Annotated in this window: 21 protein-coding genes; 16 read left to right on the forward strand and 5 right to left on the reverse strand. The window is 65.6% G+C overall.

All coding sequences use genetic code 11. The features are described 5' to 3' along the window. Positions 1-207 precede the first annotated feature (207 nt). The 3 genes from ACZ6N8_RS09020 to ACZ6N8_RS09030 all read right to left on the reverse strand — a co-directional run bounded on the left by ACZ6N8_RS09020 (position 208) and on the right by ACZ6N8_RS09030 (position 2922). Positions 208-900, reverse strand: coding sequence for a hypothetical protein (locus ACZ6N8_RS09020; RefSeq protein WP_466008716.1), 693 nt, complete (start codon positions 898-900; stop codon positions 208-210). 195 nt (positions 901-1095) lie between these two features. After that, positions 1096-1806, reverse strand: a complete 711-nt coding sequence (locus ACZ6N8_RS09025) for a creatininase family protein (protein WP_350857895.1) — start codon at positions 1804-1806, stop codon at positions 1096-1098. Between the two features lie 18 nt (positions 1807-1824). After that, positions 1825-2922: a hypothetical protein gene (locus ACZ6N8_RS09030; RefSeq protein ID WP_466008718.1), complete on the reverse strand. Its 1098-nt coding sequence runs from the start codon at positions 2920-2922 to the stop codon at positions 1825-1827. Positions 2923-3206: 284 nt separating this feature from the next. On the opposite strand from ACZ6N8_RS09030, the gene ACZ6N8_RS09035 reads away from it, so the two are divergent. From ACZ6N8_RS09035 to ACZ6N8_RS09095, 13 genes are all read left to right on the forward strand, one after another. Continuing rightward, a complete protein-coding gene (locus tag ACZ6N8_RS09035) occupies positions 3207-3527 on the forward strand; it encodes a hypothetical protein (RefSeq protein ID WP_089021118.1) in 321 nt (106 codons plus the stop codon). A 232-nt stretch (positions 3528-3759) separates the two neighbouring features. Further along, positions 3760-4692, forward strand: coding sequence for a hypothetical protein (locus ACZ6N8_RS09040; protein ID WP_466008720.1), 933 nt, complete (start codon positions 3760-3762; stop codon positions 4690-4692). An 84-nt stretch (positions 4693-4776) separates the two neighbouring features. After that, positions 4777-5646 (forward strand): FtsK/SpoIIIE domain-containing protein, encoded by an 870-nt coding sequence (locus ACZ6N8_RS09045; protein ID WP_466008721.1) that lies wholly within the window; start codon positions 4777-4779, stop codon positions 5644-5646. After that, positions 5643-5852 carry a hypothetical protein gene (locus ACZ6N8_RS09050; protein WP_449859261.1) on the forward strand — a complete coding sequence of 70 codons (210 nt, stop codon included), beginning with the start codon at positions 5643-5645 and terminating at the stop codon, positions 5850-5852. The genes ACZ6N8_RS09045 and ACZ6N8_RS09050 overlap by 4 nt, the downstream gene beginning before the upstream one ends. An 84-nt stretch (positions 5853-5936) precedes the next feature. After that, positions 5937-6383, forward strand: a complete 447-nt coding sequence (locus ACZ6N8_RS09055; protein WP_466008723.1) for a DUF6197 family protein — start codon at positions 5937-5939, stop codon at positions 6381-6383. Next, on the forward strand, positions 6380-6679 hold the full coding sequence (locus ACZ6N8_RS09060; protein WP_466008725.1) for a hypothetical protein: 300 nt from the start codon (positions 6380-6382) through the stop codon (positions 6677-6679). Before ACZ6N8_RS09055 ends, ACZ6N8_RS09060 begins: the two co-directional genes overlap by 4 nt. Then, on the forward strand, positions 6676-7080 hold the full coding sequence (locus ACZ6N8_RS09065; protein ID WP_466008726.1) for an RRQRL motif-containing zinc-binding protein: 405 nt from the start codon (positions 6676-6678) through the stop codon (positions 7078-7080). Before ACZ6N8_RS09060 ends, ACZ6N8_RS09065 begins: the two co-directional genes overlap by 4 nt. Positions 7081-7150: 70 nt before the next feature. Continuing rightward, positions 7151-7855 carry a hypothetical protein gene (locus ACZ6N8_RS09070; RefSeq protein ID WP_466008727.1) on the forward strand — a complete coding sequence of 235 codons (705 nt, stop codon included), beginning with the start codon at positions 7151-7153 and terminating at the stop codon, positions 7853-7855. Continuing rightward, positions 7852-8118, forward strand: coding sequence for a hypothetical protein (locus ACZ6N8_RS09075; protein WP_358086535.1), 267 nt, complete (start codon positions 7852-7854; stop codon positions 8116-8118). Before ACZ6N8_RS09070 ends, ACZ6N8_RS09075 begins: the two co-directional genes overlap by 4 nt. Next, positions 8118-9911, forward strand: coding sequence for a replication initiator (locus ACZ6N8_RS09080; RefSeq protein ID WP_466008729.1), 1794 nt, complete (start codon positions 8118-8120; stop codon positions 9909-9911). Before ACZ6N8_RS09075 ends, ACZ6N8_RS09080 begins: the two co-directional genes overlap by 1 nt. Before the next feature lie 12 nt (positions 9912-9923). Then, positions 9924-10118 carry a helix-turn-helix transcriptional regulator gene (locus tag ACZ6N8_RS09085; protein WP_357194561.1) on the forward strand — a complete coding sequence of 65 codons (195 nt, stop codon included), beginning with the start codon at positions 9924-9926 and terminating at the stop codon, positions 10116-10118. A 2-nt stretch (positions 10119-10120) separates the two neighbouring features. After that, complete coding sequence (locus ACZ6N8_RS09090; RefSeq protein ID WP_466008731.1) at positions 10121-11338, forward strand: tyrosine-type recombinase/integrase; 1218 nt, start codon at positions 10121-10123, stop codon at positions 11336-11338. Between the two features lie 489 nt (positions 11339-11827). Continuing rightward, complete coding sequence (locus ACZ6N8_RS09095; RefSeq protein ID WP_466008733.1) at positions 11828-12043, forward strand: hypothetical protein; 216 nt, start codon at positions 11828-11830, stop codon at positions 12041-12043. A gap of 800 nt (positions 12044-12843) precedes the next feature. Here ACZ6N8_RS09095 and ACZ6N8_RS09100 read toward each other — a convergent pair. Together ACZ6N8_RS09100 and ACZ6N8_RS09105 are read right to left on the reverse strand one after the other, a co-directional pair. Next, a complete protein-coding gene (locus ACZ6N8_RS09100; protein ID WP_466008734.1) occupies positions 12844-13425 on the reverse strand; it encodes a hypothetical protein in 582 nt (193 codons plus the stop codon). A 53-nt stretch (positions 13426-13478) separates the two neighbouring features. Then, entirely contained in the window at positions 13479-14291 is an 813-nt protein-coding gene (locus ACZ6N8_RS09105; protein ID WP_466008736.1) for a hypothetical protein, read from the reverse strand. A gap of 351 nt (positions 14292-14642) precedes the next feature. Here ACZ6N8_RS09105 and ACZ6N8_RS09110 point away from each other — a divergent pair, with 351 nt between their 5' ends. The 3 genes from ACZ6N8_RS09110 (at position 14643) to ACZ6N8_RS09120 (ending at position 17870) form a co-directional block, all read left to right on the forward strand. After that, positions 14643-16280: an RNA-directed DNA polymerase gene (locus ACZ6N8_RS09110; RefSeq protein WP_466008738.1), complete on the forward strand. Its 1638-nt coding sequence runs from the start codon at positions 14643-14645 to the stop codon at positions 16278-16280. Positions 16281-16830: 550 nt separating this feature from the next. Then, a complete protein-coding gene (locus tag ACZ6N8_RS09115) occupies positions 16831-17688 on the forward strand; it encodes a replication initiator (protein WP_466008740.1) in 858 nt (285 codons plus the stop codon). Beyond that, entirely contained in the window at positions 17688-17870 is a 183-nt protein-coding gene (locus ACZ6N8_RS09120) for a helix-turn-helix transcriptional regulator (RefSeq protein WP_466008742.1), read from the forward strand. The genes ACZ6N8_RS09115 and ACZ6N8_RS09120 overlap by 1 nt, the downstream gene beginning before the upstream one ends. The last annotated feature ends 92 nt before the right edge of the window (positions 17871-17962 follow it).

Raw genomic sequence — 17962 nt, forward strand, 5'->3', positions numbered from 1 at the left:
CTGCGCTTGTCGCGGCATGAGAGAACCCATCACAGTCATGTTTAGTGACGTTGGACTATAAAGAAACGGATCGTCCTACTGGCGCGACCCCGAGGTGAGAGCGTCGGCTGCTTGAGACGTTGGCGTGCCAACTCGCGTTGTAAGTCAGTACGCCGCAAATTCGCACCAAACTTATATGCGAAGCGATGCCGCCGGCTTTTGCATGGCTTACGTCCCCGGAGATTGCGGGTCAATTGGGAACTTTGACTCAATTATGTCGCCCAGCGCATTCGTTGCAGCGACCAGATCCTTAAGAGTTTCAGTGGATCTTTCGTAGATCGATTCGAGTTCCCCCTGAGGCATCTCACGTAGGCTTTTTTGATCGATCGACAACGCCAACTCCGCACGTCCCGTTGTAGCTTCACTAAACTGCACATAGAATTCCGGGAAGTATGCCGACAACAGCGTTCCAAGGCCACGTCGTGCGGCGCGCCGTCGCTCGGCTTTGCTCCAGCGGCGAGTTAGTTGCGGCTTGGGGGTAAGGAGTGCCTTAATGTCGTCGGTGTAGCCGTATAGCACCGGCGGCCCCACGTTCATTGGCGCGCCAGACTCCACTATCTGCCAATACCGATTGCTAGCCTGCTTGGCTCGGCGCTCTCGCTCGTCATTCAGGAACTTCTGGGTGGCGGCGGCGGATACGCACCATTCGTTCAGTACGGCAAATAGTGCGAGGAGAGACTCGTGCATATTCGGCCACTGCGGAGTCGTGGTCGATCTAGATATAGCTTTCACCACTGCTACGCCGGTCTTGGCTATGCCGGACGCGGCCGCCCACTCTGCTGGCATGCTTGTCTCGTCTCTAAAGTGAGTACGTAGCTGAGATTTCATGATGGCGGAAAGTGGCAAGCCGATGAAACCCACCTACCGGTGGATGACCTAAGAGCTCGGTCACCGACGAGGTCATGACGTCGTCTGCATGATCAAGTGAACTCACATCGGCAGATCCGTGCGCCGAACGGCCTGCTGCCTAGTTCTCTGGCACATGTCGCACATCAACTGACGGAGATCCGTCGCGCATCTCTTGTCGGACGACACGCGGCAGTCCGGCCGGCCCGGTCAGAGGCCGAGGCTTCCCTGATGCTCGCCGAACGATCGGGTGAGGCTGTCGAGAGCGGCTTTGCCCTTCTCGGCGGTGCCGAGTGAGGGTCGGCCGATGACGCCGCTGGTGGTGTAGGCAGCCATGCCGAGCGTCAGCAGGTGCGGCCGGTGGTCGGCCGTCCAATCCGCGGTTTCATTGCCCGCTCGGATCAGCTCGGGGGCTACGTGCAGGAGTAGCGAAGTCTCCAGCTCGCCTGCGTGCATGTCCTCGTGACTGCCGGTTTCCATGCCAGCGTCGGTGCGGGCCTTGGTCCAGTCATGCCCTTGCGGGTAGAGGCTCATCCTGGGTCCGTTGGCTGCGGTGTACTCCTGAACGACGTTCGACAGGACGTAGTTGCCGCCGTGTCCGTTGATGAGGACCAGGTGCTCGACGCCGGATCGCGTCAGGGAGTCCGCGACATCGGTGACGATCGCGGAGAGGGTACGGGAGCTGATGCTCACTGTTCCCCGCCAGCTTGAGTGTTCGTGGGAGCAGGAGATGGTGATGGGCGGGAGAAGCATGACCGTGTGGACTGTCGCGATATCGCGAGCTATCGCCGCAGCGACGACGGTGTCTGTGACCAGCGGCAGGAAGTCGCCGTGTTGTTCGAAGCTGCCGACTGGCAGCAGCGCGACCTTGGCGTTTCGCTCCTTCTCGTCGGCTGCCGTGGCAGCCGTAACCAGCTCCATCACCAGAGTTTGGCTCCTTCACGCTGTCGTCAACTGCTTGATGGCAAGGCTCAGTTCAGATACTTCCTCATCGCGCCGCCATGGCGCCAGGCGCTCGCGTAGCCGACGCAGCTCCGACAGTGCGCGGGCTGAGGTGGCCGTCCGAACGGTACGGACCGCGTGGTGTCCCACTCGACAGGCTGTGGCCTTGTCGCCTGCCGCCGCGTGAGCCAGCGCAAGCCGCGTCTCGCACAAGCCTTGATCACGGCGCATCCCGGTAGGCATGGTTGCCAGAGCTTGCCGGAATACCGGAATCGCCCTGTCCGGAGCGTCAAGGTCGGCCCAGCAACTGGCTGCCTGCATCTCGATGTATGCCGGGGTGCAGTAGGACGCCAGATCGTCGGCGTCGGCTCCTGGTCGCTCAAGCTCGTGCGTCGCAGCGTCGATTGCCCGACGGGCGTCCTCCGCGAGTCCGCGCAACGAGTACGCCCGTGCTTGCTGCGCAAGTACCAAAGCGCGAACCCTCGGCGAGACATGCCGGGCTTCGCGTAGAGCTGCGGAGCCAAGGCCGATGGCACGGTCGAACCCGCCAAGGTCGTTCGCGATGTTCGATTTTCGCATGAGCAGGTATGCCGTCTCGGTCGGCTCACCAATGGCCATGGCGTAATCCATGGCACGATCAGAGTAATGCATCGCGCTCTTGGGGTCGCCCGCGTCCTGGTAGAGCCACCCGGCGAATTCGTTGTAGCGGCATGCCCACAAGAGCAAGTCGTTCCTCACGTCGTTCTTAGCTCCGGGAAGGATGTCGTCGATAAGCGCTGCCTGCGCGCGGACAACATCGACGAGATGATGCGGACCCATCAGATTGTCGGCCCTGACGTGTTGGTCGAAGACTGACCGGAAGTAGTCAATCGTCTCCCGATCGACGGACGGTGCCACTCTCGGGTTCCCCCGGCCCGCCTCGGTGAAGCCCAGCTCGTCCTCGTCTCGCTCGTAGATAGTGCAGAAGAGCTGTCGGTAGACCACGTCGGGCTTTCCGGTGCCGTTTTCCCAGCGAGACAGCATGGTCTTGAGGCTGGCCTGGCCAGCGATCGTTACGCCCTCCCTCCGGGCTGCCGCCAGCAGCGCCGCGACCACCTTTGACTGCTTCCAGCCCAAGTCGAGCCGTACTCGTTGCAACAGCGTCGCTGCTTCCTCGACTCGCCTAGCCGTCATGGCTCTCCCCGAAGATTGGTAACACCTACTTGGAAGCCATTATGCCTGGTCGATGCGACAACTTGAAGAAGTTAATACCACCTGCTGTTGCCTTGTTAACTTGCCTCATCTGGCATCTGAAGCCGGCGCATCGTCTCCTTGAGTCACGGGCCGATCGGTCCAGACAAGAAAAGGATCCTTGGATCCTCTAGACGAAGGAGATCTTCGTGAAGCTGTACGTGGACACCCAGAGCAAGCAGGTTCAGGTGACGAAGGACCCGGAGCCGAAGAACGACCAGAACGGCAATCAGCGGTCGGAGAAGAACACTGGCCGGCTCATGTGGTCGACCCAGGTCTTCGTGCTCGACGAGACTGGCGGCGAGATCATCACCATCACCACGGCGGGTGAGAAGCCGGGCGTGACGGTGGGCCAGCTCGTCGCTGTCGAGCAGTTGGAGGCTATTCCGTGGGCGACCAACGGGCGTAACGGCGTCGCGTTCCGTGCGATCTCGCTGAAGCCGAAGGCTGGTAACTCGGCGGCTAAGTAGGTCCCTCGCTCACCGCGCTGTGTGAGCCCTGGTGTCTGACGCAGGAAAGCGGCCGATGGTCCGCTGAGATTCATGGTCCGGGAGTGGTTCCGACTCCTACATTCCCGGCCCGTCACCACGAACGGTGGTGGCATCCCCGCAAGAGCTGGCGCGGGGTCGGTCCGACTCCTACATCTGCCGACCCCGTGCCTTCCAACTCATCCAACCCAACTTGCACTTGGGAGGACGTGTCATGTCCAAGTCTAGCCCCCGCCGCTTCGGTGGCAGGTCAACCGGAACGGTGACGGTCATCGAGGCCAAGGTCCACCGTTCCTCGGCCCGTAACGCCCGGATGGCGTTCATCCTCACGGCGGTCATCGTCGGCCTCTTGTCGGCCGTGGTGGCCGCTTCCTCCATCCACCCGATCCTCGCCGTGTTCGTCGGCGCGTTGATCGGCGTACCGACCGGCGGCCTCGTCTGGGTGCTCGTCCGGATCTGGCCGGTGATCCGGCTGCTGTGGTGGTGGACCCCGGAAACCATCCTCGGCGTCCTGCTGCTCACCGCGTGGGTGCAGCTGGCCAACCACACCCCGACTCTGGTGACCCTGATCGTGGTCGCCCTGGTCGTCGGCGTCCCCGCCGCTATCCGTCCGGTCCGCCGCCAGGTCATCGCCTGGACGTGGTGTCTCGTGGTGAGGCATCGGCTGCGCGTGTGTTTCGCGCAGTTCATCATCGCCAACCAGTCCGGCAGCCTGCCGCTGATCCTCTGGGCCAAGCCCACCCCGGTTGGTGAGCGGGTCTGGGTCTACCTGCGCCCCGGCCTGTCCGCCAAGGACCTGGAGGGCCGCCTCGACAAGATCGCGGTCACCTGTCACGCCTCCACCGTGCTTATCGAGCGCGCTTCGGATAACAACGCCGCCTACCTGCGGTTCGACATCAAACGCCGTGAGGTGCTGACCGCCCACGTCGGTTCCCCGCTGGTCGACGTGATCGACCCTGCGGCCCCGGTCTCGGCATCGCCGCTGACGGTCCCCACCGCCCTGGACCTGCCGGACGTCGCCGCTCCGACGATCACTCTCCCAACCCAGGGCAAGCCGGCGAAGACGCCGGCCACCACAGCCAACGGCAGTAAGCCCGCGGCTTCCTCGTCGTCCGTGCCGGACGACGACACCTCCGACTGGATCTGACCTCAACCCAACCCGGAACGCGAGGAGCCATGGCGGCTCGTTCGTGTGGCTCCTCGCGCCCACAACGCCCAGGAGGGGCATCTCATGACCACCACGATTCCCACCACCGCTGAGGCGGTGCCGGTGGGTCCTGGCCTGTCGATGTTCGACCCGATCTTCATCGGGATCGACGAGTTCGGCCAACCCGTCTACCTGGACGTCATCTACCGCAACCTGCTCACCGCAGGAGAACCCGGCGGCGGTAAGTCCGGCCTCATCAACAACATCTGCGGCCACGCCGCCCTGTGCGACAACACCCGTCTCGTGCTGTTCGACGCCAAACTCGTCGAACTCGGCCCCTGGCGCGACCTCGCCGACGCGTTCATCGGCCCTGAGATCGACCAGGGGATTGAGGTGCTGCGTCGCCTCCTGGTCGTCGCGACCAACCGTTACGCCTGGCTGCTGGCCAACCGGCGCCGCAAGCTCGCCGACGGCGACGGCATGTCCGTCATCGTCACCATCATCGACGAACTCGCCATGTTCTCCACGGTGCTCGGCACCAAGCAGCAACAGGAGGAGTTCTCCACCCTGCTACGTGGCCTCGTCTCTCTCGGCCGGGCCTGCGGTATGCCCGTTGTCGCCGCGACTCAGCGCCCGTCGTGGGACATCATCCCCGCTTCGTTGCGGGACCTGTTCGGTTACCGGGCCGCGTTCCGGTGCACCTCGCTGAACAGCTCGAACATCATCCTCGGTCAGGGCTGGGCCGAGCAGGGCTACACCGCCTCCGACATCTCACCCACCAACCAGGGCGCGGCCTACCTCCTCGCCGAAGGCGGCGTTCCCCGCCGCATCAAAGCCGCCTACCTCACCGACACCGACATCTACAACATCGCCGACTACGCCGCGTGGACCCGCCGCCCCAACGGCACCAGCACCCCGGCGGTCAACCCCACCGAGTGGGAGATGGCGGCATGACCACCCGCGAACGCGCCTACGCCCGCGCCAACAACCAGCGGGCCGCCCAGTTCACCGAGCTGTGGATTACCGGCAGTCCCGAGGACATCGCCGCCCTGGTCCAGGCCGTCGCCCGCAGTGGGCGACTGGTCTACCTCTCCGCACCCACCCGCGCTCCGGGTGACGACAACCGGCACCGCCGTTACCTGCGGCTGCGCGCCCGATAGCCGGTCGACAGGACCAGTCAACGCCTGCCAGCAACCGCTGGTCCTGCCGACCTCCACCAACAACCTCGAAAGGACGTGGTTGCCATGAAGGCTACCCAAAACCCACCTACCGCAGCAGAGGTCACACCTGCTGACCTGCTGCGGATGGCTGCCCTCTACCTGCGCCGGCACGGCTGGACCCAGGGCAGCTACTACGACATCTACGAACCCGCCAACTACCCCACCCCGCCGGCCTGCGCCGCCGGGGCCATCGGCATCGCCTGCGCCGGACACCGCGTCGAGCACTTCTCGCAGCTCGACTCCGACGCCCTCGCCGACTACCTGAGCGCCCTGGGCGTGTTCGTCGACTACCTCGACACCACCGCGCCGATCTTCTTCGTCGACGAGGACGGTTTCCTGCTCGACGAGCACACCTCTCCCTACTCGTGGAACGACGATCCGGCCCGCACTGCCGAGCAGGTCATCACCGCCCTTACGGCGGCTGCCACCGAGTGGGACTCCCTCCGCAAGGCGGAAGGGGAGACGCGATGAACACCGTCAAGAAGTCCTTGACGTCCGTTCCGCACCAGCGGCGTCGGGACGTCGTCGAGAACGACCAGTTCGCCGGCTTCGCCAAGCGCATTATCCGCGCCCACGGCCGCCGCGTCGCCACTGGAGACGTCGAAGCCCTCCGCGACCTCATCGCCCTCTCCACCGTCATCGACGACGCCATCGGCGAAGCCGTGATCGGCCTACGGGCCTTCGGCTACTCCTGGGCCGAAATCGGCTCCCGCCTCGGCATCTCCCGCCAAGCCGCCCAACAGCGCTGGGGCGGTGACAAGCCATGACCGACCTGCGCAGCGTCGACCTCGATGATCTGGCCGAGCGCACCGGCATCCGGGTCGAGTTCTACGACCCGCTCGGCACCCGCTACGGGTTCCCCACCTTCCCCTACCACTGCGCCCCCACCGGCCTGGCCACCCTGCGGCAACTCCGCGCCGTCGGCCTGCGCCCCGGAGGACACGACCCCGTTGCCCAGATTTACTGGCGACACCGCGACAACCGGCGGGTCGCCTACCTCTACCGCACCGACCTCGCCAAGGCGAAGCGCACCGCCACCCGCGCCCAGCGGGAGGCCATCGCCAAAGCCCTGCTCGCCCGCCGGACCTGCCGGCACTGCGGCCAGGTGAAGCCCTACTACATCCCCCGCCGCTACGGCTGCTGCCTCGACTGCCACGGAGGCCACTAATGGCTGCCCTGATCACCTTCGCCGTCATCCTGCTCATCGGCATCGCCATGGCCTACATGGGCGGCATCCGATGAACCGCGAACCGGCCGGCACCCGCCTGGAGGGCCTGGTCCTGGTCCTCATCCTCATCGTCGTCGGCGGCTCCGCCGGGGCCGCGTCGTTCACTCACGTCCACGACTGGACCATGGCCAACAGCCCGGCTCAGACGCCCGGCTGGTTCGGCTGGGCCAACGCCGTCATCTCCGAACTCGTCCCCATCGCCGCCCTCCTGACCATCCGCCGACGCCGCCGCACCGGCGCACCCATCGGCTACCCGATGGTCCTGCTCATCGCCGCCGCCGGCCTCTCCCTCGCCGCCCAACTCGCCGTCGCCAAGCCGGGCCCGTCCGGGTGGCTGCTGTCGGCGGTTCCCGCGCTGGCGTTCATGGCCCTGGTCAAACTCGTCCTCGCTCCCGCACCCACCACGCAATCCACGGCACCGGCTTCTGAGCCGATGGAGCCGATCCGCGTTCAGGTGGCCGAGCAGGTCACTACTGAGCCGGCACCGCCGGCCGCGATCACCCCGGCACCCGAGCCAACCCCGGCCGTCACCGTGCCGGCCTCGGAGCCGGTCGAGGTCCCCGTTCATCTGCTGCCTACCGCTCGTTTCGCGGCCGTGCAGCACGAACAGGCCACTGGTCAACCCATCACAGCCGACGAGCTGGCCGACCGCCTCGACGTCAGCACGGTCATCGCCGGGAAGCTCCTCGCCACCATTCCCCGGGGTGTCCGATGACCATCGTCTTGGTCGACATCGAGCAGGTCACCCACACCTGCCCCGCCTACCCCGACGCCCACCCGTTCGACATCCGCCGAACCCTCATCGACGTCATCCCCGGCGGCCCTTGCCGGGCACCGGTCACCATCCGCTGCGGTGACACCACCGCTCTGATCCCGTGCCGCAGGCACGAACCGGTCAAGCGCCAGTGCGGCGCCTGCCGGGTCATCGTCACCGAACGCACCATCACCACCCGCCACCTCACCGAGGTACGCGGCTGATGGCCTCGACGCTGGACCTCACACCCCGTGCCTCGGCCCGGGGTGTGGGCTCGAACGCCGACACCATCCCCGTCCACGACTACACCGCCACTGGTTCCGCCTTCACCCGCGCCACCCAACCCGACTACTTCGGATGGCTGGAACACGTCCGGGCCGCCGCCGGCTGCACCCGCCCCATCCGCCTCGCCGGCAGCCTTCTCACCGTCGACTCGTCAACGGGCAGGGTCCTGGACCAGCGGCACACCGACGCCATGCCGGATGCGGCGATCTACACCGCCTGCGGCAACCGACGCGCCACCGTCTGCCCTGCCTGCGCCCACACCTACCAACGCGACGCCTTTCAGGTCCTGCGCGCCGGCCTCATCGGCGGCAAAGGCGTCCCCGACAGCGTCACCCAACACCCGGCCGTGTTCGCCACCTTCACCGCACCGTCGTTCGGCACCGTGCACACCCGGGCGGTCAAGCGGCACACCTGCGGCAACCGCAAACGCTGCGACTGCCGGCCCGACCCGTGCCACGCCCGCCGCGACACCGGACTCTGCGAACACGGCCGACCGGCCGTCTGCTGGGCACGCCACGAGTCCGGGGACCAGGTGCTCGGGCAGCCGTTGTGCCTGGACTGCTACGACCACACCCACCAAGTCGTGTGGAACCTCTTCTCCGGCGAGCTGTGGCACCGCACCAAGCAAGCCGCGGAACGCTGGCTCGCGAAACTCGCCCGCCGCCGGGGCATCCCCCGTGTCCCCGTCGTCACCGCCTCCGGCAACATCCGCACAGTCCCACCGGTCCGGCTGTCACACGGGAAGGTTGCCGAGTTCCAGGCACGCGGCGCGGTGCACTTCCACGCCCTGGTGCGCCTCGACGGTGTCCACCCCGACGACCCCACCGCCGTCATCCCGCCGCCGGCCGGGTTCACCGTCGCGGACCTGGACAACGCGATCCGCGCCGCCGTGGAACAGGTCGCCTTCACCACCCCGGCCCATCTCGACCGACCCGCCGGTTGGTCGATCGCTTGGGGTGACCCGGGCAAGGGCCTCGACATCCGACCCATCAGCCTGACCGGCGACGGTGAGGTCACTGACAGCATGGTCGCGGGCTACCTTGCCAAGTACGCCACCAAAAGCACCGAGGTAACAGGGCACCGCTCCGTCAGGCTCGACGCCGACTCCATCGGCGATTACGCCGACCCCGACGGCGACCACACCGCCCGCCTCATCGACGCCTGCTGGCACACCGGCCGACCCACCACCACACCCGTCCCGCTCTCGGAACGGCCCCGGGACCACCGGCCCCGGCCTGGCTTCGTGAAGCGCTGGGAGTGCCCCGACTGCGGCACCCACACCCGCTACGCCGCCTGCCCCGTCTGCGTCGCCCACCGTCAAGCAGCCCTTGACACCGAACCGGCGAAACCAGCGACGGCCAACCCTTACGCCCGGCTGCGCCGGTGGGCGCACATGCTCGGCTTCGGCGGCCACTTCCTCACCAAAGCCCGCCGCTACTCCGTCACCTTCCAACTCCTGCGCGACACCCGCGTCAGCTTTCGACGCCACGAACACGAGCACCAGGCCGACGAGCAACCCGGCACCCTCCGCGCCGTCGACCACCTCGACGACGACATCACCCTCATCGTCGGCACCCTCACCTTCGCCGGCGTCGGCTGGCACACCACCGGAGACGCACTCCTCGCCAACACCGCCGCCGCCATGGCACGCGAGCGACGGACCACCGGCCGCGAAGAACTCGCCCACGAACTCGCTACCACCCCCGCCGGCACCGCGCCGGCCGCTGCCTGACGACCGCAAAGGATGACCGTGACTGCGCGAGAGCTTGTCGAAGAACTCTGGTCCGTTGAAGACGTTGCCGCCTTCCTGCGGGTGCCGGTGGAAACCGTCTACCGCTGGCGGAAGGTGAAGTACGGGCCGCCAGCCGCCCGCATCGGCCGGCACCTGCGCTACGACCCGGCAGAAGTCCGCGCCTGGGTCAGAAGCCGGGTGGCCTGATCATGGGCCACATCGAGGATCGCTGGTACCGCACGATCACCGGCGCGAACGGCCGAAACAGGCGCGAGAAGACCGATCGGCACGGCACCGGCAAGCGTTACCGGGTGCGCTACATCGGCCCGGATGGGCGGGAGCGGAGCCAATCGTTTCCTGATCGCGGCAAGCGGGACGCGGAAGCCTTCCTCGTGTCGGTCGAGTCTGACAAGCTGCGCGGCGCTTATGTCGACCCGGCGGCCGGCCGGATCACCTTTGGCGAGTACGCCGAGAGCTGGCTCCGTACTCGCAGCTTCGACGAGTCGACCAGAGAGACAACCGAGATCCGGGTACGCCGGCACCTGCTGCCGTACTTCGGCAACCGCCAGCTCGCCGCCATCAAGCCGGGTCACATCCGCGAATGGGACGCCAGCCTCGTCGGCAAGCTGGCCCCGTCGACCCGGTCTGTGATCTTCGCCCACCTGCGCACCATCCTCGGCGCGGCCGTCGACGACGAGCGCATACCAAAGAATCCGTGCGTCGCTCGGTCGGTCAGCCAACCACGCCCGGTTGAGCGCCGCGCGGTGCCGTGGAAGCTCGATGACATCGCCCTCATCCGGGCCGGCCTGCCTGAGCGCTACCGTGCCGTCGTCGACCTCGGAGCCGGCTGTGGGATGAGACAGGGTGAGGTCTTCGGCCTGGCCGTCGACGACATCGACCTCGATGCCGGCTGGCTGCATGTCCAACGTCAGGTCAAGCTGGTCCGTCACCGGCTCGTGTTCGGTCTGCCCAAGAACAACCGGGACCGGCGTGTACCTCTACCCGGATCAGTCGCTGATGCCCTCCGGCAGCACATGAAAGATCACCCGCCGCTGACCATGACCCTCCCGTGGGAAGACCCCACCAGCGCGGAGCAGGTCACCGCCAGCCTGATCCTGACCACCACCCGGCGCAAGCCGATCAACCGTTGCTGGTTCGACGCCAAAGCGTGGCGACCGGCCGTCACGGCGGCCGGCATCGTGCCGTCCAGGTCGACCGGCATGCACGCGCTCCGGCATTTCTACGCCTCGGCCCTGCTAGATGCGGGGGAGAGCGTCAAGGCTCTCGCCTCCTACCTCGGCCACTCCGACCCCGGATTCACCCTCCGGGTGTACACGCACCTGATGCCGGCCAGCGAGGAACGCACCCGCAACGCCATCGATCGACTCTTTCAGCCCAATCCTGCTGACGGCCCCGACACGGCCTGAGGCGGCAGAGCGGTCGCATTCGCCCAGCTCAGAGCATGCGTACCTACCAGAATCCGGCGTACAGGTCGACTCGTCCGTCGCCCACCAGCTCAGAACCTCGATCATGGCTCTGAGCTGGTTCTATGTCCGGGTGTCGATGGTCGTCGTTGGTCAACTTTGGCCGGCGTTTGACGCCCTGACGACGCCCTGACGCCCTGGAGACGCCCTGATTCTTGGCTCAGTTGGCCTCTTCTCGGGTCGGGCTGGCTGTGCCGCCGTGGGCCGTCTCCCTGCCCGCGCCCGACCGTTCCCTTTGCGGCCAGCGGCTGTGGGGAGGGTCGGGCGCGTCCTGGTGGTGGAGCTGGTGCCGCGACCCAGTGATCCGGTGGCAAGCCAGTCCCGGGGTTGGACTGGCGCGGCAGACGGAAGCCCCGACGCACGACCAGGCCGCCCCGCTGGCTTCCGTAGCGGTCTTGGTGGTCCCATTCGTGGATGAGGTGGGATGAGTGCGTGCCGGATCTGCTGGAGCACCTGGGGGAGATGGGTCTGGTCGGGCTGGTCAAGATTGACGGCGAGCGGGAGCGCAAGCCCTGGACCGTGGTGATTTCGGGTCAGCGGCTCGATGGTGCGGCGATAAGGGTCGACGGCCACAGCCTCGATTACTGCCTGCGGCATGTGGTCGCCGCGCTTCACGAGCGCTTCCCAGACGAATTCGCGCTGAGCTGAGCTTCGACTGTGGGCGGTGTCCCGGCGGCCGTCGGTGGCTCACCGCCCCGGCGCCGTAGGCGGCCGGGGCGGCTTGCCGCCGGCCGGGCTTGCCGCCCCGCACCGCGCGGAGCGCGGTGCCTTGATCCAGAACAGAGAAATTCGGCAGCAGCGACCGATCACAAGACCGATCCGTGAGGCGAAAGGACCGTGACCGGCGAATCGATCACCTGGGTGGTCCGTCCGGCGAGGTTCATTTGCGCCCGGACCTCAGGCGAAGCGGCGAAAAGTCAGACCGGTTGAGGGATGGGGCGGCCTAGTCTTGACCGCCCCATTCATCTCGATTGGATCAGGCGACGAGCATGACGATGATGGCAATAGCCAGCGTCAACGACACGATTCCTTGCCCGACCTTGATCTTGATATTGATCTCATCAGGCGGCGGCTGATCAGCCACGGCGATACCTCCTCTCGACTTCGAGCCCCGAATAGCCCAGATGCGGTGCCCGGTTGTCGACGGACCTTCGCATCCGGCCCACACAACGAGGCGCAAGCCGTCGGGTTTCTGTCGCTGACACGACAGATGGTTGTTCGCCGTAACCCGCCCCCACCTCTCGCGTTACCACCTGCGAGGTGGAGTCTCGACTTCGCGGGACCCGAATAGCCCTCACTGCCGGCCTTCCCCGTTGTCGAACTTGGGGAGGGCCGGCTCATTCCCGAAGGCGTGTCATCTCCGGCTGTACCCGCCCCCTCCACGTGGGGATGCATTGCTTAGCAGGCGATCGGCAGAGCGACCGTTCCTCGTGTCGGCGACTTTCCTCTCATCGGTACCGGTCTGACCCTGGCTGGTCGCCGACGTGGTTGCCCGCGAGGTATAGCAGCCGCAACGCGTACTGCACTGCTGACAGCGCTGTCTCAGCTGTCTCCATCTCGTGGTGAGTAAGACCCCCGTTGAGGGTGGCGTGCTCTACCGCATCCTCCAACTGGTCCTGTGCTCCCCGGCCGCGAGGGAACGTAGCGGCCAGCTGGGATCGGAATACCCGGAGAAACTCGGTCGCGGTGCGCAGCGTCTCCTGCACCCCTTCCCGGCGCTCAGCCGTGGTGTATCCGTCATAAGGGTCGTCCTCCCATGAAACGGCGCGGGACTCCATGACCGGCTCGTCAAAGTTCCGGGCACGCCTGACGGTGCCATGCAAAGGACAACTTCTCCGGTCAGCGAAGCCTGCGGGGTCGTTGACTGGGGACGGACACGTACAGCCGAATGCAAGCAACACGCTGCGCTGCACGAGATCGCCAAGCGCGGCCCGGTCCGGCGCCTCGTCGGCATCCTCGGTGACCATGCCTTGTATCGCGGCAGCGGCGCGGCTCGCGATGAGATCCGGGAAAGAAGCCTCCGTCGTCATGCAGGTGAACATAGACGATCCTGCCGCAGTTCAACGGTTCCGTGACGGGCCGGTTACATGCTGTCGGACTCAAGGTGAGGGTCGTCCTGCAACTGCTCTAGCTGGCGTCGCATCTCTTGCGATGCATGCTGCGCCCGAACGGCAGCCTGATAGGCGGCCTCCTGGGCGCGTCGCTCACCCTCGGCACGCATCTGTCGGGCCTGAGCGGCAGCTTCCAGGGCGATCCGTCTCGCAGCCTGCCGAGCCGTCGCCGTAGCAGCCTGACGCGCGGCCACCCGCTGCTCGTGCCAAATGGTGTCGCGAGCCTGGGCGTGTTCTTGCTGCTGCCGGTAGGCCACGTTCATCGCCCTGCGCATCTCGCTCCACCCCCCCGCCATGATGTCGTCACTGTCGTCGCGGTCCACCCACCGCCACTCCCGCAACCGCCTCCGTACTCGGTAAAGCAGCTGCTTGCGGGGCAGGCGGTCGTTCCAACCGGCATCTGGATGCGGGCTGCCGTTGGGTAGTTGGTTCAAGGCGTACATGACGTCCCGGACACACCAGCCGGCCTCGAAGTACGGGCGAACCACCTCGTAGAGGTCATCCGGATCTAGCGGACCTTCCTGAGCGCTGCGTAGACCGATTATCAGCGTCTGCAGCACCCGAACCGCGGCCGTACCCTGCTGGCGGCCGGACGGCACCCGTCGGGGGTCGAATTCGTAGACTTCATCTTCTGCGCGAGTGAGACACCGCTTGCACTGCCAGACTCTGCCGTGGGGCGTGTTCACGGCAAGCCGGGGAGTGTATGCCTGGCATACGAGGCAGGGAGCGTCCGGCGGCGGGGTGCTCATCAACGGGTCGTCGTCAGCGCCATAGCCCAGATGCATTCCGTCACCTCCACGAGCATCCATCTGGCGTCGGGCACCACTTGCAGGGGCGCTGCCAAGTTCCTGCCCCAAAGCCCGAGACTCAGTCCCGTGGCCTAGTCGCGCCACCAGACTGCGCTAGCTGTGCCAGCCTATCGGGCCCGCCGGCCAGCTCGTCCGTCGCCCACCCTGTACACCGCCGTCGCATGCTGACGAATCTGCGGCTTCACCCAGGTCTGCTGGTCGTCACTGATCGGCCGGTGCTGGCCCAGGGATCGCCAAGACGTGCCACCGACGACCCGGTTTAGGCGCGACCTCCTCGTCTCCTGGCACTCTCAATCGACGTCGCGCTGAAACGGGCATTCTTCTCCTTTGAAAAACTTCACCCTTCGACGACCAAATCGAACAGATATCGACGTGACGTTTATCGAAGCACCGCTTAGTGTCATAATCTGGCCTGAGGTGGGGACGGCGAGGTGTGAGTTGGACTGGGACAAAGCGATTGATCTGGACCAAGCGCTGATTAATAGCCATGTCGAGCTTATTGGGGACTGGTACCGGGATCCGTGGGGATGGCCCGAACTCGATTGGGTTACTAAGAAGCGTAAGGAGCTGGTGATCGCGCGCCTTAAAGGCACGGGCGCGCGAGCGGTCTGTTCGATTGACGTACCCAAAGAGAACTACATGATCCGGCCTGCCGTTATCCTTGATCCGGTCGACAGGCTCGCATATCAATGTCTGGTCGATCGTCTCAGCAAGAGTCTCATCGGAGACATGAGTCGCCACGCTTACGGGTGGCGACTTCATCTCAAGGATTCCAAGCCCGGCATTTACTCGACGAATGACGCCCAGTGGGAGCTCTATCGCGGTCATTTGAGCGCCCTCGTAGCAAGTTTCGATTTCGCCCTCAAGACCGACGTGGTTTCCTGCTTTGCGAGTATGCGCTTGGACGTTGTTGCGGATGAGATTTACGCAAAGGCGGGAAGTAGCCTACTGGTCGAGCGGCTACTCAATATGATCGAAGGTTGGGGACGGATTCCTAGCCGCTCGGGAATTCCGCAGCGTTCTCTGCCCTCTGCCGTGATCGGGAATCTGATCATGTCGCGTATAGATGATATTCTCGATTACCACGCGCAGCCAATGTTTCCCGCAGTTTTGGGCCGCAGCTTCGCTCGCTGGATGGACGACATGTGGCTCTTCGGTTTGGATGCGGGCAGTCTCCGCCGGGCCCAAATCGATGTTCAGGATGGCTTGCAGGCCCTCGGCTTGCATTTGAACACGGGAAAGACAAAGCTGCTTGAAGGACCAGAAATTGCCGCTCACGCCTTGGACGTTGCGCACAGCGCTGTCGACAATGACCTGCTGGAAATCCTTCCAGGAAAGCCGGCGGATACTGGTCGGCTCGATGAACTGGTCGACAAGCTGCTCGGCGAGAAGGAAGAGGCAAGCCGCACCAGCCTGCGCTTTGCCACTAAACGGATGCGGCAGCACAGCCATTTCGCCAAGGTTGATGAATTTGTTGAGGTGGCTCCCCGCATGCCGCATGCCGCTGATGCGCTTGCGCGGCTATTCAGGGATGCAGGTCGAGCCGTTGATTTGTCGGATTGGTACCTTGAGTACCGGTCGACTCCTTGGGCGCGGGTTGAATGGGCTAGTGCGCAGTTCGGAACCATGTTTCCTTCGAGTAGCCGTCCAAGCAGCGACGTTATAGGGCACTTTGCCGACATCCTCGCCGCAGGCGGAATTTCGCTCCCGATGACGGCGATCGCAGCCCAGCGCTTGGCCAGTTGGGAGCCGGCTAAGGCTCGTGTAGTCATTTCCGAGGCTGTCAAAAAATCTGACAATCCTTTGCAGCGACGTGTTCTTGCTCTCGCCGCTCTCCAGGCCGACCACAACCGTGTCATCGTCAAGAAATGGCTTAGTGATTTCGAGGAAAATGCGGTGACTTTGGAAATGCTGACTGATATGAGTTTTAAAAAGCTCAAGCTGAAGGCCGACTTTGAAGCGTAATGAATGTGCCCCCCGTGTGCCATTGACCCGCCCACCACGTCACGTGGCCCTTGTGCTCTTAGGGACGCTGGCGGAACAGACTGCCTCGGCTCTCGTGTTACGGACAGGGCCCCCGGCGGACACCGCCACAGGGGCGGTTGGCCAACCTTGCCTGGCACCGACCCGGCTCCCGGGATCGGCGCTGGCCACCCTTCCCTCCCGGATGGCCGGTTGACCTGACCCCCAGCTCCTGGACGACCGGCATGCCTTCACGCGGGCCGCTGCCCCCATGCTTTGGGCTTGCCGCCCGGCGTGTCCCTTCCTACGCCGCGCTGCCCGGGACCGGCGCGGCGGGCTGCCGGGACGAACCCATCAATCCCAGACCCCATCCCGGCTGCGGCATCCCGCGGCATCCCGCTCTCCGCGCCAACCGCCGGGCGCGCGCCCACGCGGCGGCGCGTGCGGTCCGTCAAGGGCCGCCTTGAAGGGGTGTAGAAGGTGTGCGCGTTACTGTCCCGAGCGGCGTCGTCGGTAGCTTCTGACGACTGATTCGACGACTCCGTTACGTCGGTTGACGCGCTGGTGTCCGATCAGGGTTGCACCGACCTCTACGCCGAAGAGCGCTGCGAGCTCTGGGTCGGCTGCGATCTCACGTTGTTCGGCGTCTGACTCGGCGGTTTTTTCTGCGCCGTCCTTGTGGCGGATCTGCGCTGACACCCGAGCGCCGCTGACCACCTGGACGGGAGCCCTCGACGTGATCGACGAGGACCCGGACGCCGAGCCGGTGCACGTGGTGCGCTTCGGCTCCCAGGTCGACGCACGGGGCGTCATGCCCGGCACTGAGGACGCCGAGCGGACCATTCGGTACGTCACGAAGTACATCACCAAGCACACCGGCGACGTCCACCAGATCACCAGCGGTCGGCAGCGGGCGCACCTGGACCGGCTGTGGCGAGAACTCCAGCTGACCCCGTGCACCGACCGGTGCGCGAACTGGCTGCTCTACGGCGTCCAGCCGAAGGGGTCGAACGCGAAGCTCAAGCCGGGCCGGTGCAGGGGCAAGGTCCACCAGCGGGACACCCTCGGCATCGGCGGCCGGCGCATCCTCATCTCCCGCGACTGGTCCGGCAAGACACTCTCGGACCACAAGCACGACGTGCGGGCGTGGGTGCGGGCTCTGCTCGGCGTGAGCGTCGGCCTGGAGGATGTTGACGACCAGGGCGCGACCGTCGAACCGGTCCGGCACGCCTGGGAACTCGCCCGACCCGACGACCCCGACGTGCCGGCCATGGCCCACCGGCTACTGCGGTCGATCAGCGAACGCGCCCGCTGGCGCTCCGAACTCCTCGCCGCGAAGGACCGCGCCGCGCAGCTCCCCGAGGCCGCACCGAGAACAGGAACGGACGGCACAACGGGGGAGAGGCTTTGATGGCGACGAACGATGGGCTCTGGACGATCCGCGACGTGTCGGCGTACCTGCGAGTGCCGACCGAGACGCTGTACCGCTGGCGGAAGGTGAAGTACGGTCCGCCGGCGGCCCGGGTGGGTCGACACCTGAGGTACGAGCCGGAGACGGTCCGGTCCTGGGTACGTGAGCAGGCGGCGGCCTGATGGGACACGTAGAGGACCGCTGGCACAAGACGGTGCGCCACCCGGGAGGGCGAACAGAGAGAGTCAAGACGGAACTGTTCGGCAAGGGCCTG

It is taken from the genome of Micromonospora sp. NPDC047521 (assembly GCF_055587305.1).

Coding starts and splice junctions, on each gene's coding strand:
- ACZ6N8_RS09055 (WP_466008723.1), top strand. CDS start 5,937: ATGAAGGCTACCCAAAACCCACCTACCGCAGCAGAGGTCACACCTGCT.
- ACZ6N8_RS09100 (WP_466008734.1), bottom strand. CDS start 13,425: ATGACGACGGAGGCTTCTTTCCCGGATCTCATCGCGAGCCGCGCCGCT.
- ACZ6N8_RS09025 (WP_350857895.1), bottom strand. CDS start 1,806: ATGGAGCTGGTTACGGCTGCCACGGCAGCCGACGAGAAGGAGCGAAAC.
- ACZ6N8_RS09075 (WP_358086535.1), top strand. CDS start 7,852: ATGACCATCGTCTTGGTCGACATCGAGCAGGTCACCCACACCTGCCCC.
- ACZ6N8_RS09065 (WP_466008726.1), top strand. CDS start 6,676: ATGACCGACCTGCGCAGCGTCGACCTCGATGATCTGGCCGAGCGCACC.
- ACZ6N8_RS09050 (WP_449859261.1), top strand. CDS start 5,643: ATGACCACCCGCGAACGCGCCTACGCCCGCGCCAACAACCAGCGGGCC.
- ACZ6N8_RS09080 (WP_466008729.1), top strand. CDS start 8,118: ATGGCCTCGACGCTGGACCTCACACCCCGTGCCTCGGCCCGGGGTGTG.
- ACZ6N8_RS09085 (WP_357194561.1), top strand. CDS start 9,924: ATGACCGTGACTGCGCGAGAGCTTGTCGAAGAACTCTGGTCCGTTGAA.
- ACZ6N8_RS09120 (WP_466008742.1), top strand. CDS start 17,688: ATGGCGACGAACGATGGGCTCTGGACGATCCGCGACGTGTCGGCGTAC.
- ACZ6N8_RS09090 (WP_466008731.1), top strand. CDS start 10,121: ATGGGCCACATCGAGGATCGCTGGTACCGCACGATCACCGGCGCGAAC.
- ACZ6N8_RS09070 (WP_466008727.1), top strand. CDS start 7,151: ATGAACCGCGAACCGGCCGGCACCCGCCTGGAGGGCCTGGTCCTGGTC.
- ACZ6N8_RS09105 (WP_466008736.1), bottom strand. CDS start 14,291: ATGCATCTGGGCTATGGCGCTGACGACGACCCGTTGATGAGCACCCCG.
- ACZ6N8_RS09040 (WP_466008720.1), top strand. CDS start 3,760: ATGTCCAAGTCTAGCCCCCGCCGCTTCGGTGGCAGGTCAACCGGAACG.
- ACZ6N8_RS09045 (WP_466008721.1), top strand. CDS start 4,777: ATGACCACCACGATTCCCACCACCGCTGAGGCGGTGCCGGTGGGTCCT.
- ACZ6N8_RS09060 (WP_466008725.1), top strand. CDS start 6,380: ATGAACACCGTCAAGAAGTCCTTGACGTCCGTTCCGCACCAGCGGCGT.